The organism is Tenacibaculum amylolyticum (assembly GCF_964511145.1).
GTDB lineage: Bacteria > Bacteroidota > Bacteroidia > Flavobacteriales > Flavobacteriaceae > Polaribacter > Polaribacter amylolyticum.
Genome location: NZ_CAZEFZ010000033.1, coordinates 122,696 through 137,323, shown reverse-complemented (window position 1 = coordinate 137,323; position 14,628 = coordinate 122,696). Strand labels below are relative to the sequence as shown.

At 30.5% G+C, this 14,628-nt stretch carries 17 protein-coding genes; 8 read left to right on the top strand and 9 right to left on the bottom strand.

Annotation, left to right across the window (positions count from 1 at the left end):
- Positions 1 to 13 precede the first annotated feature (13 nt).
- Positions 14 to 355, bottom strand: a complete 342-nt coding sequence (locus tag ACKTTC_RS11690; RefSeq protein WP_408040011.1) for a hypothetical protein — start codon at positions 353 to 355, stop codon at positions 14 to 16.
- 222 nt (positions 356 to 577) lie between these two features.
- Between ACKTTC_RS11690 and ruvC the strand changes: the two genes are divergently transcribed.
- The 5 genes from ruvC to ACKTTC_RS11665 are packed head-to-tail and all read left to right on the top strand — an operon-like array spanning position 578 to position 4,485.
- On the top strand, positions 578 to 1,132 hold the full coding sequence (gene ruvC / locus ACKTTC_RS11685) for a crossover junction endodeoxyribonuclease RuvC (protein WP_408040010.1): 555 nt from the start codon (positions 578 to 580) through the stop codon (positions 1,130 to 1,132).
- A gap of 4 nt (positions 1,133 to 1,136) precedes the next feature.
- On the top strand, positions 1,137 to 1,877 hold the full coding sequence (locus tag ACKTTC_RS11680) for a DUF3667 domain-containing protein (protein WP_408040009.1): 741 nt from the start codon (positions 1,137 to 1,139) through the stop codon (positions 1,875 to 1,877).
- Entirely contained in the window at positions 1,877 to 3,019 is a 1,143-nt protein-coding gene (gene hemW, locus ACKTTC_RS11675) for a radical SAM family heme chaperone HemW (RefSeq protein ID WP_408040008.1), read from the top strand. Before ACKTTC_RS11680 ends, hemW begins: the two co-directional genes overlap by 1 nt.
- A gap of 14 nt (positions 3,020 to 3,033) precedes the next feature.
- Positions 3,034 to 3,783 (top strand): cyclase family protein, encoded by a 750-nt coding sequence (locus tag ACKTTC_RS11670; protein ID WP_408040007.1) that lies wholly within the window; start codon positions 3,034 to 3,036, stop codon positions 3,781 to 3,783.
- A gap of 39 nt (positions 3,784 to 3,822) precedes the next feature.
- Entirely contained in the window at positions 3,823 to 4,485 is a 663-nt protein-coding gene (locus tag ACKTTC_RS11665) for an HAD family hydrolase (protein WP_408040006.1), read from the top strand.
- Positions 4,486 to 4,547: 62 nt separating this feature from the next.
- Here the strand turns inward: ACKTTC_RS11665 and dmpI are convergent, their stop codons facing one another.
- Positions 4,548 to 4,748 (bottom strand): 4-oxalocrotonate tautomerase DmpI, encoded by a 201-nt coding sequence (gene dmpI, locus ACKTTC_RS11660; RefSeq protein ID WP_408040005.1) that lies wholly within the window; start codon positions 4,746 to 4,748, stop codon positions 4,548 to 4,550.
- A 313-nt stretch (positions 4,749 to 5,061) separates the two neighbouring features.
- Between dmpI and ACKTTC_RS11655 the strand changes: the two genes are divergently transcribed.
- On the top strand, positions 5,062 to 5,838 hold the full coding sequence (locus ACKTTC_RS11655) for a nuclear transport factor 2 family protein (RefSeq protein ID WP_408040004.1): 777 nt from the start codon (positions 5,062 to 5,064) through the stop codon (positions 5,836 to 5,838).
- Here the strand turns inward: ACKTTC_RS11655 and ACKTTC_RS11650 are convergent.
- The 6 genes from ACKTTC_RS11650 to ACKTTC_RS11625 all read right to left on the bottom strand — a co-directional run bounded on the left by ACKTTC_RS11650 (position 5,806) and on the right by ACKTTC_RS11625 (position 12,420).
- Entirely contained in the window at positions 5,806 to 7,284 is a 1,479-nt protein-coding gene (locus ACKTTC_RS11650) for an FAD-binding protein (protein WP_408040003.1), read from the bottom strand. The genes ACKTTC_RS11655 and ACKTTC_RS11650 overlap by 33 nt on opposite strands.
- Entirely contained in the window at positions 7,281 to 8,117 is an 837-nt protein-coding gene (locus tag ACKTTC_RS11645; protein ID WP_408040002.1) for a TauD/TfdA dioxygenase family protein, read from the bottom strand. The genes ACKTTC_RS11650 and ACKTTC_RS11645 overlap by 4 nt, the downstream gene beginning before the upstream one ends.
- An 11-nt stretch (positions 8,118 to 8,128) precedes the next feature.
- Positions 8,129 to 9,136, bottom strand: a complete 1,008-nt coding sequence (locus ACKTTC_RS11640) for an L-tyrosine/L-tryptophan isonitrile synthase family protein (RefSeq protein ID WP_408040001.1) — start codon at positions 9,134 to 9,136, stop codon at positions 8,129 to 8,131.
- A gap of 535 nt (positions 9,137 to 9,671) precedes the next feature.
- The gene (locus ACKTTC_RS11635) at positions 9,672 to 10,808 is read right to left on the bottom strand and encodes an amidohydrolase (protein ID WP_408040000.1); all 1,137 of its coding nucleotides are present in this window, start codon (positions 10,806 to 10,808) and stop codon (positions 9,672 to 9,674) included.
- 124 nt (positions 10,809 to 10,932) lie between these two features.
- Entirely contained in the window at positions 10,933 to 11,487 is a 555-nt protein-coding gene (locus tag ACKTTC_RS11630; RefSeq protein WP_408039999.1) for a YbhB/YbcL family Raf kinase inhibitor-like protein, read from the bottom strand.
- Between the two features lie 87 nt (positions 11,488 to 11,574).
- The gene (locus ACKTTC_RS11625; protein ID WP_408039998.1) at positions 11,575 to 12,420 is read right to left on the bottom strand and encodes a helix-turn-helix domain-containing protein; all 846 of its coding nucleotides are present in this window, start codon (positions 12,418 to 12,420) and stop codon (positions 11,575 to 11,577) included.
- A gap of 102 nt (positions 12,421 to 12,522) precedes the next feature.
- Between ACKTTC_RS11625 and ACKTTC_RS11620 the strand changes: the two genes are divergently transcribed.
- Together ACKTTC_RS11620 and ACKTTC_RS11615 are read left to right on the top strand one after the other, a co-directional pair.
- Positions 12,523 to 13,134 (top strand): DUF4230 domain-containing protein, encoded by a 612-nt coding sequence (locus tag ACKTTC_RS11620; RefSeq protein WP_408039997.1) that lies wholly within the window; start codon positions 12,523 to 12,525, stop codon positions 13,132 to 13,134.
- Between the two features lies 1 nt (position 13,135).
- Positions 13,136 to 13,501 carry an MmcQ/YjbR family DNA-binding protein gene (locus ACKTTC_RS11615; RefSeq protein ID WP_408039996.1) on the top strand — a complete coding sequence of 122 codons (366 nt, stop codon included), beginning with the start codon at positions 13,136 to 13,138 and terminating at the stop codon, positions 13,499 to 13,501.
- Between the two features lie 149 nt (positions 13,502 to 13,650).
- Here ACKTTC_RS11615 and ACKTTC_RS11610 read toward each other — a convergent pair whose 3' ends face one another.
- Entirely contained in the window at positions 13,651 to 14,493 is an 843-nt protein-coding gene (locus ACKTTC_RS11610; RefSeq protein WP_408039995.1) for an AraC family transcriptional regulator, read from the bottom strand.
- Positions 14,494 to 14,628: the final 135 nt, after the last annotated feature.

Genomic DNA, 14,628 nt, shown 5'->3' with positions numbered 1-14,628 from the left:
TAATAATTTAGAATTAATTTTCTTGAGTTGGATCTTGAACCTGAACCATTAACCCATTGTCCTCTATAGTGCCCATTGTATCACTATCTGACCATACCCAAATTTTTTCACCTACTTTCCCATTTGGTTTAATGGTAATTGGACTACTACTCTTAGAATCAGAAATAATTTTAAAAGATTTTCCGCTATAATCGTTTTTATTAGGATTATTTGGATCATCAAGTTTTTGAAAGTTGAAGTTCTTTCCTGTTGATTTAGGATCATATGTTCCTGTAAGTTTATATTGTGTATTCCCTGGAAGTTCAGTTGCTGTTAAAGTAATTTCAATGCCGTTTACAGTTAATGTATTTGCCATAATATTTGTATTTTTTTAGAATGATTAGATGGCTCAAAGTAATAAATTAAAACTGAAACTCTCATTAAGAAGAGAATAAGTAAGTGTTTTTTAGGAATAAGATAGAAAATAGTAGGAATAAGCTTTATTAATGAAGAGAGTTTTACGAGTAAGAGGAATGCAAAATCTCATAATTTCTTTTTTTATTGATTAGCTTTGTGATTATACAAAGCACGTATTTTTTTGAAGACAGAACGAATTATATTAGGAGTAGATCCAGGAACTACCATTATGGGGTTCGGAATTATTAAAGTAGTAGGAAAGAAGATGGAATTTGTGCAAATGAATGAATTACTATTACAAAAATACAGCGATCCTTATCTGAAATTGAAACTAATTTTTGAAAGAACTATTGAGTTAATAGATACTTATAAGCCAGACGAAATTGCATTAGAAGCTCCTTTCTTTGGGAAGAATGTACAATCTATGTTAAAGTTAGGTCGGGCGCAAGGAGTTGCCATGGCAGCAGGGTTATCACGTGAAATTCCTGTTACAGAATATGCGCCTTTAAAAATAAAAATGGCCATTACTGGAAATGGAAAAGCAAGTAAAGAACAAGTCGCAATGATGTTAAAGTCATTGTTAAACTTAAAAGAATTGCCTAAAAATTTAGATGCGACAGATGGTTTGGCAGCAGCAGTTTGTCATTTTTATAATTCAGGAACAAAAGTAGGAGGTAAAAATTATACAGGTTGGGCGGCTTTTGTAAAACAAAATGAAAAGCGCGTAAAGAAATAGAAAAATGAGTGCTAAGTATTGTAAAAATTGTGGAACTGAAGTTACTGGCAACTATTGTAGTCATTGTGGACAAAGAACAACAGTAGATCAAGTAACCTTTAAAGAAGCATTTCACGATTTTTATTCAGCATTATTTTCGATAGATGGACCTTTCGTAAATACATTGAAACTACTTTTTGTAAACCCAGGGAAACTGTTTAGAGATTTCTTATATGGTAAACGAAAAAAATATTATAAACCTATATCGTTCTTTATCCTTACAACAGTAGTTTTTGTACTAATAAGAACATTGTTCAATAGCGATCCTATGGCTGGTATGGCTAAAGTAGATTTAAATTCAGAAGAATTGAATACGCTATCTTACAAAGCAGGTAAATTTATGTCTAACAACATAAACAACATTCTTTTCGTTTTTGTTTTTACATGTGCCATGTTTTTGAAACTGTTTTTCTATAAAAAATATCGTTTTATAGAGTTCTTAGTGGTGTCTTTTTATTTATTAAGTTTTTATACAATTATAACAACTGTATCCATTCCAATTTTAAAAACTATAGATTTTCAATATAGAGCATTACCATTAATGTTAATGAGTATTTATGTAGCTTATGCTATGAGTTCTTTTATAAAAGGAACTAAAATAAAGATTATTGGTAAAGCAATTCTAGCCTATTTTTTAGCGTTGATTTTTTATATGGTTTTAGGTTACGGATTATCATTTCTTATTGTTTGGATTAAAAATAACTAATGGCAGGAATCTATATTCACATACCCTTTTGTAAACAAGCGTGTTATTATTGCGATTTTCATTTTTCTACTTCCTTAAAACGAAGAGAAGAAATGTTAGCTGCATTAATAGAAGAGCTTATTATAAGAAAAGAAGAATTTGCTAATGAAACTGTGGCTACCATTTATTTTGGAGGAGGTACACCTAGTATTTTATCTACAAAAGAAATTAATAAGCTAATTGATATTGTATACAAATATTATGAGGTAATAGATCATCCAGAAATTACCTTAGAAGCCAATCCAGACGATCTTTCTGAAGAACGAATTATAGAAATTGCAAATTCAGATGTAAACAGATTAAGTATTGGAATTCAATCTTTTTTTGAAAAAGATTTAAAACTAATGAACAGAGCACATAATGTAACTGAAGCAAAAAAGTGTCTGGCTATTGCAGCTCGTTATTTCGAGAATATTTCAATCGATTTGATTTATGGAATCCCTGATGTTTCTAATGAAGAGTGGCGCGATAATATAAGAACAGCCTTATCATTCGGAATTCCACATATTTCGAGTTATGCATTAACAGTAGAGCCAAAAACAGCTTTAGAAAAGTTCATAGCAAAAGGTATTATAAAAGATGTAGATGATGAACTGGCACAAGAGCAGTTTTTAATATTAGTAGACGAACTTTCTAAAGAAGATTTTGTGCATTATGAATTATCAAACTTTGGAAAAGAAGGCTTTTTTAGTAAAAATAATACAGCCTATTGGCAAGGGAAGAAATATATAGGAATTGGACCGTCTGCACATTCTTTTAATGGTACCGAACGAAGCTGGAATGTTGCGAATAATGCAAAATATATAAAAGGTATTCAAGAAGGAAAGTTACCAAATGAAGTAGAAGAATTATCTATTACAGATCAGTATAATGAATATGTAATGACAGGTTTACGTACTATATGGGGAGTTTCATTAGAAAGAATACGACAAAGTTTTGGTTCGACATATTTGGAATATTTAAAAATGCAAGCTCAAAAATTTATTGCTGAAGATTTATTGTATATTGAAAACGAAACTTTAAAAGCAACACGAAAAGGGAAGTTTTTAACCGATGGAATTGCTTCTGACTTATTCATTTTGAATTTAATTCAGGATGCTTAATTTGACTGAAAAGTATGATTGCAACAATTCAATATAACAATAAGAAATATACCATAGATTTATCAAAACCTATAGATATTTCCATTCCAATAGATATTTCAAAGCAAAATGTAAATGCATGGTATTTAGATGATCCTACAATTGTTGCAGAGCAGTTTGATGAACAGGTAATTAAAGTGTCTGAAGGAGCAGCAGTTAATTTTAATACGATTCATTTTAATCCACATTCACATATTACACATACAGAATGTGTTGGTCATATTACGCACACAGTACATTCAATAAATAAAAATTTAAAACAGTTCTTTTTTTTAGCAGAAGTAGTAACAGTAGCTCCTGAAAGTAATGGTGAGGATTTTGTGATTTCTAAAAAACAATTACAAAAAGCATTAGGAAATAAAAAACGAGACGCCATCGTAATTCGAACACTTCCAAATTTAGAAGATAAAAAATCAAAGCAATATTCAAATACCAATCCACCATATGTGTTAGAGGAAGCTGCAATTTATTTAAGAGAAAAAGGAATTCAACACTTATTAATAGATTTGCCTTCAGTGGATAAAGAAAAAGATGGAGGTTTGTTATTGTCACACAATGCTTTTTGGAATACCAAAGGAGATATTCGCTTAGATGCTACAATTACAGAGTTTATTTTTGTTCCTAATGTTATAGAAGATGGGACCTACTTTTTAAACCTAATGATTGCGCCATTCGAAAATGATGCAACACCAAGTAAACCTACTTTATATGCTATTCATAAATAAGTAATAATCTTATTTTTGCTTGTTTTAAAATAGTCCCCAATGAATAGCAATAAAGAATACAAAGGAGTAATCTTCGATTTAGACGGTACCTTATTAAACACACTTGGAACATATACGTATATAATGAATGAGCTTTTAAAGGAAAATAATTTTCCAGTGCATTCAGAGGAAACGTATGGTAGCTTTATAGGTAATGGAGCGAAGAATTTCATTACAAAATCACTTCCATTAGAAGTAAGAAACGAAGCTTTTATTGAAAAGTTATTACATGAATTTCATACACAATATGAAGTTACATATAATCAACATTCAAAAGTGTATGATGGTGTTATGAAGGTATTGTTAGCAATACAAACTGAAGGAATTCAACTCACTTTATTATCAAATAAATTACACCATTTAACTCAAAAATGTGCAGCTTATTTTTTTTCAGAGATTCAATTCAAGTATGTAATAGGTCAATCTGCAAAATATAAAAAACCAGATCCTAGTGGAGTTACTGAACTTTCTAAGCAATTGGAAATTCCTCTTGAAGAGTTAGTTTTTATAGGAGATACAGAAGTAGATATAAATACAGCCAAAAATGCAACTATAGATAGTATTGCGGTAACTTGGGGATATAGAACTAAGGAAGATTTAACAGCTTTAAAGCCTAATTATTTAGCAGAAACTCCAAAAGACTTACTAAAATTATTACTGTAGGTGATTAAAAACAAACAACCGTCTAAAACTCAATTTTAGACAGTTGTTCTAGCTTGTTTAAGTTACTTTTTTAAAGCTTTTTTCATTTCGGTAACTGTAGTGCCACCTACAGCTACATTATCATCAGGAAACTCTTTTATTGAGACCATAAATAAATGTTTAGGAATTCCTGTAATTGCTACAGACACTTCCGTAAGTTTCTCAATGAGTTCTTGCTTAACGTCTTCATCAAGTGTACCAGTTTCAAATGAAATGTATGGCATATTTCTATTAATTTTTAGGGGTTACTTCTATTATTTGTCATAACTAAAACTATGACGTTCTATAAACGAATTTACTAAATTCTTATTCGAAGTCTTGATTTTTGTTTCTTTTTATCAAGGAAAAGAAAGAGAAATTAATTCTTATTTATTAACTCACAACTGCGCTCAATTTGACAATTATAATTAAAAAACTAAAGACTCATTTATAAGTAAAAAATAACATCGAACTCAAGTTAAATAATAAATTTTAGGCATCTTCATCAAAATAGTAACTTCGCTATCTTTTAAAAATGATAACCCCGAATCTAGAAAAATGAGTAATAAGTTAAAAGCCAAACAGTACCACACAGCTGTTAGTAACTATGATGAAGCAACCATTATATCAATGGTGAGAGAAGATTATATACAACATAATCCAAAAGTACCTACAGGTAGAGCTGCATTTGTATCCATGATTCCTAAATTAAAAGAACATGGAAGTAAAATAGAAAATATTAGAATGTTTGAAGATGGAAAGCATGTAATTATGCATCATAAATGGATAAATGCTGCGCCTTTCGGTTTCGAAGAAACAGCTGCATTTCATATTATCCGTTTTGATGATGAAGGCCGTATAGCAGAACATTGGAATGTTATGGCTGAATTAGGTTTACCAAATGGTTCTGGAAGAACATTGCTGAACGGAGAAACAGAAATAAAAAATGTAGAGAAAACTGCAAGTAATAAAGCTAAAATAAAAGAGCTATTTAAGGTTTTTATAAATGATTCGATTGAAAAACAAATAGAACATTTACCTCAATTTTTTAAAAAAGAATTCCACCAGCACAATCCCCATTTTACTGATGGAATTCAAAGCTTAACTCAAGCTCTTAAAGATGACAAATACTTTCCTCGTTACAACAAGCAGCATGTTGTTTTTGGTGAAGGAAATTTTGTGCTATCTATAAGCGAGGGGATACTCTTGGGAATACATACTGCATTTTACGATCTTTTTAAATTGGAAGACGATAAGATTGCAGTACACTGGCACATCTCTCAAGAAATCCCAGCAACAGAGTTAGCTAATACTAATACTATGTTCAATTTTTGAGTACTTTTCGATAAATGCTGAAAGCAAAGTGTGAACTTCACTAGAAGCACTTACAGATGCTATATAAGAATCAGGTCGAACTATAATGGCTTGATTCTTATAAGAATTATCGTTTGTCCAATACTCCATATTTAATTTGCTTGAATGAATTTGAATTAATTGAATATATTCAGGAAGCTCTAAATCAATCTTTTCATTTCCAAAATAAAGTAAGGTAAACTTTGTATAGTTTAATAATGAATACAATCGAGTAGATGTTTTTCCTTGTTTTATAGTAATATCATACACTCTCGTACCTGTTAATCCGCTGTTACCATAACGAATTCCCATTCCGGTAATGTTTCCTGCTCTCTTCTCTACAATCTTTACATAATCTTTAGCATGAGTACCTGTATCAGAGAATTTAGTGGAACGCACAAGTTCCCCAGAACTTTGGATAACGCTTAAAGCAACAGGTTTCCTTTCACTCTCATAAGAAAGTAAAAGGTTTTTGTTAGCACCGTAATGTTTGATCATTTTAAGTTTCCAAATTAAATTAAAAGCATCAGCAAGCCCGGTATTTAAACCTTGTCCTCCATTTACAGAATGTATATGACAAGCATCTCCAGCTAGAATTATACGATTGTCAATAAGAAAAGTTTCAGCAACAGACTCTTTTACAGAAAACTGAGAAAACCATACCAATTCTTTTATAGAAATAGTATGTGGTGTCATGGCAATGTTAATTCGTTCCATAGCTTCTTCCATCGTAAAATCTTTTCTGTCCATTCTAATATAAAAACGGTCAATATTTCCTTCTCTAGGAATCCAAGCAACATCTGAAGTTTCAGATTGGAATACAATAATTTCAGGAACTCTTTTAAAATCAGTTTCAAAAACAGCATCGATTACAGCCCAAACAATTTGAGGACGTGTAATTTCAAAAGGAATATTAAAATGATTACGAATAAAAGAACGCGATCCATCTGCACCAATTACATAATCAGAAGTAATAATGTCGCCATTAGAAAGCCTACTAATACAGCTATTTGGAGTAGCTTGAATATTTTCAATAGTAGTTTTTCTTAACACAGAAGCACCAATAGAGGAAAGTTTTTTATCTAATAACTTCTCTACATATGCTTGTCCTAGCATTAAAAAGTGTTTATGAAAACATCCTTCAAGCTCATTCCACCAAGAAGATTGGCGCGAAATAAACTCTCCATTCTGCCATACAGAACTCGTATTACAAGGTAAACCTAATGGATATAATTCTTTAAAAAGATCGGCTACTTCTAATAATTGTAGTGTTCTAGCATTAAGTGCATCGGCTCTACCAACTTCTAATGGTCCTTTAGATTTGTCAATTATAATTGTTTTTAAACCCGAAAGTTCGGCTAAATAAGCACATAATAAACCTACTGGTCCGGCTCCTACAATAAATATATCGGTGTGTTTTATGGTCATTTGGTATATATTAAATGTGGATTATCTAATGGTTTGTCTCCTAATAATTGTATACGTCGTATATGCCTAGGAGCGTTTTTATTGAAAGCTTCTCGTCCATGTAACAATGTATGATTGTCAGAAAATACAACATCACCAGTTTCCCATTGATGTGTGTATAAGTTTTCTGGAGCATATAAGGTGTTATTTAAATTTTGAATAAAATCAGGAACTTCGTCTTTTGAAATACCAGTAACTTCAAAACCAGGATGATTAATAAATGATGCATCATTGTTACTTGGAGGCTCACAATAGCGAATTACAGTATAATCTCTTTTAGGATGCTTGGTAAGAATTGGAGCAATAGTTTTGCTATCGTAAAACTCCATTTTTCGAGAGTATGTACACGAAATTTTTTCCCAAGATGTTAATACCTCTTCTGAAGTATTTTCTAATATCATTTTGGTATTTACAAATGTAGTGCCTCCTTTATTATTTATTCCAGGAGCATTTACACAATGAAATACTTGTGTTTCAGGAACCTGTTCTCTATACATACCATCCCAATGAAGAGGAATGTAACTGTTGTCGAAAATATGATCTTTTGGATTTTCATGTTGAATCAATTCTAAAACTTTTCCAAAAGGCCATATACTAATTTCACTAAATGTTTCACAATAACTAGTAAATTCCTCAACATTATCAAAAGTTTTAAAACCTCTTAAAGCTATTAAATGTTCATTGGATAAAAGTTCCTTTAATTCGTTAATAGCAATATCACGAATGTGTTCTTTACCTTGAATAGGCTCAAGTAAGACACCAAATGGTTGCAGTTTAGTGATTTTAAAATCCATAGATTACTTTTTTAATTTTGCTGAATAAGTTCATAATGACTTGGACGCCCATTTTCATCCTGAACAAGTTTGGCAGGAAGTTTTTGTACTTCTTTATGCTTCATTAATACGAATTCATTTCCTGTATATACTGCAACGCCATGCCATGGAGTCATCCATGTTTCTGTTCCTAAAAGTTGAATTCCTATTTTTTTAGAACCGCAAATTTGTGGATGAATAGATAAACGAATTGCTTCAGGAAATTTTTCAGCGATTAAATCGGTCCAAGCATTACTTCTAATAATAGCTTGATATGCTTTTGTTTTGCATTCTTTTTGAATAGAAGATTTAGATCTTGTTTGACCAGGAAATAGAAGATCTTCCACTAAAAATTTTGTCAAACCACAATACATTCTATGTGCTTCTCTATCTTCTGGATTAGAAGAGTCATTTCCTCCTTTTTTTACTTTGCTTTTTAAATGTTCTAAGTCTTGTCCATAATTTTCTAGCAGTTCAATTCTAGCTTCATCAAAATTTGCATCAATAAAAATGTTATCTAAATTAAATGTTGATAGCGCAGTTAGATTCATTGTACGTATAATATGATCGATTTCTAACTGATATGCTGTAATATAATTCTCAGGAATTCCTACAACATCACTAAAAACTCTTCCATCGGAACATATGATTACTTCTGCACCAGGCTCATAAATTTCTTGAATCTGCATGCAAAGATTGTTTAAAAATGATAGTGCTTTTTTTTCAGCCATATCTGGAAGAAAACCAAGTACTTTTGCTGGATTAGGTGACTTTCCTGGAAATGCAGGTAATACAAATTTTATTTTCTCTTGTTGTGCTATGGCAGTTCTAACTTTATCTAAATGTGGAGCATGACAATTAGTACAATTGGCAGTATCGCAACGATCTTCAGACTCCATCATTCTTCTATACTGCATTACTTTAATTAAAATACGTTCAGCTTGTTCAGAAACTTCAACATGTTGACCAGGGGCGCTTATTTCCTCGTCTAAAATCTTCATAAGGGTAAATTTAAAGGGTTATTTAGGGACTTCATTTTTAACTACTCGCAATTAAATAGCCAATATTATTGGAGTATACAGTGTCTTTTTAGAGCATAGAAAATCTATCTTCAATAGAAGTTTTTAATAGCTCTTAACAATTATAAAATGACTATAAATTATATAGTAAGCTTATATATATGAAAGTGTAAAAGAGTTTGTATACAAATAAATTAATAACAAGAAACTAGATATTCTTCTTAGTCATTGTTATTAATATGTGTTGTAAAAAGTGGTATGTAGTTGGGGTTAGTTTTGTATTCATCTTTGGTAGGGATTACTATATGGGGGATTAATAAAATAGGTGCTATAATAATTTTAAAAGTAAATTATTATTGAACTAATTTAAACTTTTTATATGATTTTATCACGATGAAAACTGATAATTTTATTGGTTTTTTTGTTAGATTTTGAAAGTGAGTGACTTAAGTTTTTTTGATTAGGTGTTTTGTACTAAAACTAATAAGAATCTTATTTTTCTGAAGGATATTAACTGCTATTTTGTGGTCAAAAGCTTTTTAATAATTCCTCCAAACATTTGTATTCCAGTTTCAATAATTTCATCAGGAAAATCATAAGAAGGATTGTGTAAAGGAGGAGTGTTTATACCAGACCCTAAACCAAACATTCCCGTTTTGTAGTTTTTAGAGAACCAGCCAAAATCCTCGCCAAATTTAAAAGGGTAAGGCCTTTCTAAAACATTAAATTGATGTTCTTTAGCCACTTCTTTTATAATTGTATTACAAGAATTGTTATTCTCACTAGCAGGAAAATGTTCTAGCCAAGTTAACTCATAAGTAAGCTTATGTAATGCAGCTATTTTATTTATAATCTTTTCAATACGTTGTTTTAAGAGCTGCATTTGTGTGGTGTTCCAAGTTCTAATGGTATAATGAATTGCTCCATGGGCAGGAGAAATTCCGTAAGATATTTCTCCCATATTTATATGAACAGGAGTTAATACAGCAAAATCGTCATCTAAAGGGTTCGATTGATTATAAGCATTGAGTTGTTGTATAATTTCTGAAATAGTTAATGAAGGGTTGATGCCTTTTTCGGGTTCTGCAGCATGCGAAGCTAATCCTGTTAGTGAAATAATTAAGCTTTCTACTTCTGCTGAAAAACCTTTGTCCATTGTAATTATAGTGTGTAAATCAACTCCGGGGATATTGTGTAAAGCAAAAATATAATCAATATGTAATGTAGACAATTTGGAATCTTCGAGCATTTTATAAGCACCTTTACCAGTTTCTTCAGCCGATTGAAAAAGTAATATAACTTTACCATTGTTGAAGGTTTGTTGCTGTAACCAAAAGATTAAACCAGAAACAATACTCATATGTCCATCGTGTCCACATTTATGAGAAACTCCGTTGTTTTTAGATCGATGTTCGAAATCATTAACTTCTGCTATTGGTAATGCGTCTAATTCACAACGAATAGCAACTGTAGTTCCAGTAGTTCCAAATTCATATATCACAGCAAAACTAGGTCCACCAATATTACTAATGATAGTTCCAGGATAATGTTTGGTAATAAAAGATTGAATATAGTTAGCAGTGTTAGATTCGTTACCAGATAACTCAGGATATTTATGAAGCTCTTTTCGTAGTGTGATTAGCTCAGAATTCATTATGCAGATTTATATTTCATGAAAATACTTATTTCAAAATAAGGTTTATATTAAAATCTTCTTAATAAAAAAAGACCCGATGTTTTCTCAGGTCTTATAATTATAAATTTAACTTATAGCAGTTTTATTTTTTACGCTCATAATAGGCAACAATAGTTGCTTTAGCCAGTGTATTGCTTCCTAAATAATAGCCAACTACAGCTGGATTAGTATCAGCAGTTAAACCAAGTTTATCTGTTTTTAAAGCATATACCGTAATAATATATTGATGTAATCCATGACCAGGAGGAGGACAAGGACCACCATAACCTTTGGTTCCATAATCAGTAACACTTTGAATAACTCCTTTAGGTAATAAGTTCGCTTTTACATTACCAGCACCTGATTTTAATTCGTTTACATTTGCAGGAATGTCAAAAACCAACCAATGCCACCAACCACTTCCTGTTGGAGCATCAGGATCGTACATAGTAATAGCAAAACTTTTGGTGCCTTTTGGTGCGTTTTTCCAAGATAATTCTGGTGATTCATTTTTTCCAGTACAGCCAAAACCATTGAATTCTTCATTTTTTGTTGCTTGTCCACCTAGAGTACTGCTAGATAAAGTAAACGTTTTTTGAGCATAAAGAGTACTCGAAAGCATTAGGAAAAGACAGATGATAAGATTTATTTTTTTCATGATAGAAACGATTTAATTATAATGCAAAATTAGGAGTAAGATAAGATTTTCTTAAGAGGATAAAGTTCAAAAAGTATTGCTAAAAGTTCAAGTTAATTGATATTGTTTCGGAGTTACGCCAAATTTAGTTTTAAAGGCCTGAACAAAATTAGATAAACTTTCATATCCTATTTCTTCAAAAATATCAGAAGGTCTTATCGATTGGTTTTGGAGTAAGAAAGCAGCATGTTCTAAACGTTTTTCTAGAAACCATTTACTAGGAGAACTTTTAAAATGTTTTTCAAACGCTCTTTTAAATGTAGAAACACTCATATTCGATAAAAAAGCAAGTTCTTTAATCGTAAGCTTATTGAGCTTATTCGCCTCAACTATTTCAATAAAACGCTGATTTTGTTGCTGGATTTCAAATAACAAAGAAGCGATAAAATCTGTTTGTTGCGTAGCAATAAGGTAAGTGATTAGCTCTTCAAATTTAGTAGTCAATAGCTTGGCTTGAAGCGTAGGTTTTAGTTTATTGACGGCTATAAGACTATGAACAAAAGAACGTATAAACTCATCGTATTTAAAAGAGAAAACAGCTGTTTTAGAAGTAATATCTTGTTTATAGTTGATTTGATGTTTCTGAACTAAGTTCGTAAGTGCTTTGTTAGAAAAGAAAAACAAAATACTCCTGTAGTTTTCTTTAGAACTCTGAGTTAGTTTTTCGGTCATTAAACAACGTCCTTTTTTCATTAATAAAAAATGAGAATGTTTAATCGCTACTGTTTGTTCATTTGCAAAAACCTCTTTATAACCTTCAATTAAAAAGCTAAAGGTGTTTTGATGTAATGTAATCATCTGCTTAAAACTTTCATTAGGAGTAGTATAATCGTAAACCGAAAATAACTCTGTAGATGGTATATTTAAATCTTCGGGTAAATGAACTACTTCCATACGTAAAGTTAAGAGATGAGTGTATTGCTAAAATAAATATAAACTGTGACTTTGTTGTAAAAAAGGTATCTTACTTTAGGGTAGAAAAGCTATATTTATCATATGGAATTACTGTTTATAGGATTAGCTTTTGGTGCTGTAGTATCGTATTTTGTATTTCAACGATTCTCTACAGTAAAAAGTAGACACTTAACCGAAAGTCAATCTGTTATATTACTAGATAAAATAAAGAAAGTAACAAAATTGATTACTGTTGAAGGAGATTTTTCTGAAATTTATCATCATGAAGATAAGCAACATAAGTTCTTAGGTTTGTTATCTAGTAAGAAAAAAGCGATTATTTTAATCAGCGCAAAAACACATATTGGTTTCGATTTTAGAAAAATAAAAATGGAAGCTAACACCAAAAATAAAACAATTACATTATCAAATTTTCCAAAGCCAGAAGTGTTATCGGTAGAACCTAATATCCGTTTTTATGATATTCAAGATGGGTTTTTGAATAAATTTAATTCAGAAGATTTAACACAAGTAAACCAAGCTGCTAAAGAACATGTATTGCAAAAAATTCCAGAGAGCAACCTAATGCAAGTAGCAAATAACGAAGCGTTTGAAGCTATATTGTTAATGCAGAACTTGGTAGAAACAATAGGATGGAAATTAGATTATTCCTCTTTAGAGTTACCAACAGGAAATATTAAGTTATTGGAGTAATATGCATATTGAACAACTACGAGATTATTGTATACATAAAAAAGGAGTGACTGAAGAATTTCCTTTTGATGAGGTTACCTTGGTTTTTAAAGTAATGGGGAAAGTATTTGCTTTAGTAGGATTAGATAGTTGGGAAAGAGGAGAAACAAAAATCAATTTGAAATGTGATCCTGAACGATCGTTAGAGCTAAGAGGAACTTACGAAAGTGTAAATCCAGGCTTTCATATGAATAAAAAACATTGGAATACGGTTACTATAAATGCAGATGTTTCTGATGCTTTAGCTTTTGAATTAATAGATCATTCTTACGAGTTAGTAGTAAAAGGACTTACTAAGAAGTTAAAAGAAGAATTAAAAGCACTTTAATTAACTTTATAGTTATCCGTAATATATAATAAATATCAACCTGAATTTGTTTCAAGCTCCCATCTCAAACCATTATTTAATAGCATTATGAGATTCCGAAATAAATTCGGAATAACGCTAAAAACATACTTATGATTTAACATGGATGTTCAGTTAGCTTTTCTATACCTAGAAGGAGTAACTCCTTTAATTAATAAAAACTTCCTGTTAAAATTCGATAAACTGTTATAGCCACATTTATAAGCAACTTCGTTTATAGAAATATCTTTATGATCTAATAATAGTTTACAAGCATTTTCGATTCGAAATTCATGTAAAAAAGTGAAATATGTTTTATTGGTACGTTGTTTAAAGTATCTACAAAAAGCATTTTTAGTCATATTAGCTTTAGCGGCAATAACAGCAAGGTCTATTTCCGAATCATAATTATTAACAGTATAATCCATAATTAACTGCATTCTTTTTCCATGGTTATCATTGTATTTTTTAGGATAAATAAAGTTGGCTAATGTTTCTGTAGGAAGAACGTTTAATTCCTGAAGAATTTTAAAGAAAATAATAAAACGATCTAAGGAAGAAGTATCTCTAAGACTTAAAAAATATTGAAGAAGGAGGTTGTTGTTTGTAGTAATTTTGAATCCATTTAAAGATTTTTGAAAGAAATTTTCTAATGCTGAAAAATCATCAAGATGAAAAAAATCTTTCCCGAATGAATGCTGTGTAAAGAACAAAGAAATCATAAAAGATTCATCATTTCTAGTTGTATCACTTTTAAATACATGTGGTAAATTACTACCAATAACAAAAATATCGCTGGATTTGTAATTATGAATTGTATCTCCAACAATTAAAGTACCAGTTCCTTTTATAATAATAGAAATTTGTATTTCCTCATGTTGATGAAATGTATCATAAAATTTTTCCCCAATATCTTCTTGGTAAATAACACCTAAATTCCTTGCTTTTGGAATTTTAAAAGGCAAAGCTTTCATAAAATAGACTTCTTTAAATCATTAAATTTAACGATATATTATTCAAAATAATAAGATGTGATATTAAAATGAATAATATTGTATTAATATGAGGTAATTCTGATAATTTTTGAACACATATGCCTGTGTAAATTT

Bases quoted from the DNA above. Each gene is read 5' to 3' on its own strand.
- ACKTTC_RS11690 (WP_408040011.1), bottom strand. From the start codon at position 355: ATGGCAAATACATTAACTGTAAACGGCATTGAAATTACTTTAACAGCA.
- ACKTTC_RS11680 (WP_408040009.1), top strand. From the start codon at position 1,137: ATGAGTGCTAAGTATTGTAAAAATTGTGGAACTGAAGTTACTGGCAAC.
- hemW (WP_408040008.1), top strand. From the start codon at position 1,877: ATGGCAGGAATCTATATTCACATACCCTTTTGTAAACAAGCGTGTTAT.
- ACKTTC_RS11670 (WP_408040007.1), top strand. From the start codon at position 3,034: ATGATTGCAACAATTCAATATAACAATAAGAAATATACCATAGATTTA.
- ACKTTC_RS11665 (WP_408040006.1), top strand. From the start codon at position 3,823: ATGAATAGCAATAAAGAATACAAAGGAGTAATCTTCGATTTAGACGGT.
- dmpI (WP_408040005.1), bottom strand. From the start codon at position 4,748: ATGCCATACATTTCATTTGAAACTGGTACACTTGATGAAGACGTTAAG.
- ACKTTC_RS11655 (WP_408040004.1), top strand. From the start codon at position 5,062: ATGAGTAATAAGTTAAAAGCCAAACAGTACCACACAGCTGTTAGTAAC.
- ACKTTC_RS11650 (WP_408040003.1), bottom strand. From the start codon at position 7,284: ATGACCATAAAACACACCGATATATTTATTGTAGGAGCCGGACCAGTA.
- ACKTTC_RS11645 (WP_408040002.1), bottom strand. From the start codon at position 8,117: ATGGATTTTAAAATCACTAAACTGCAACCATTTGGTGTCTTACTTGAG.
- ACKTTC_RS11640 (WP_408040001.1), bottom strand. From the start codon at position 9,136: ATGAAGATTTTAGACGAGGAAATAAGCGCCCCTGGTCAACATGTTGAA.
- ACKTTC_RS11635 (WP_408040000.1), bottom strand. From the start codon at position 10,808: ATGAATTCTGAGCTAATCACACTACGAAAAGAGCTTCATAAATATCCT.
- ACKTTC_RS11630 (WP_408039999.1), bottom strand. From the start codon at position 11,487: ATGAAAAAAATAAATCTTATCATCTGTCTTTTCCTAATGCTTTCGAGT.
- ACKTTC_RS11625 (WP_408039998.1), bottom strand. From the start codon at position 12,420: ATGGAAGTAGTTCATTTACCCGAAGATTTAAATATACCATCTACAGAG.
- ACKTTC_RS11620 (WP_408039997.1), top strand. From the start codon at position 12,523: ATGGAATTACTGTTTATAGGATTAGCTTTTGGTGCTGTAGTATCGTAT.
- ACKTTC_RS11615 (WP_408039996.1), top strand. From the start codon at position 13,136: ATGCATATTGAACAACTACGAGATTATTGTATACATAAAAAAGGAGTG.
- ACKTTC_RS11610 (WP_408039995.1), bottom strand. From the start codon at position 14,493: ATGAAAGCTTTGCCTTTTAAAATTCCAAAAGCAAGGAATTTAGGTGTT.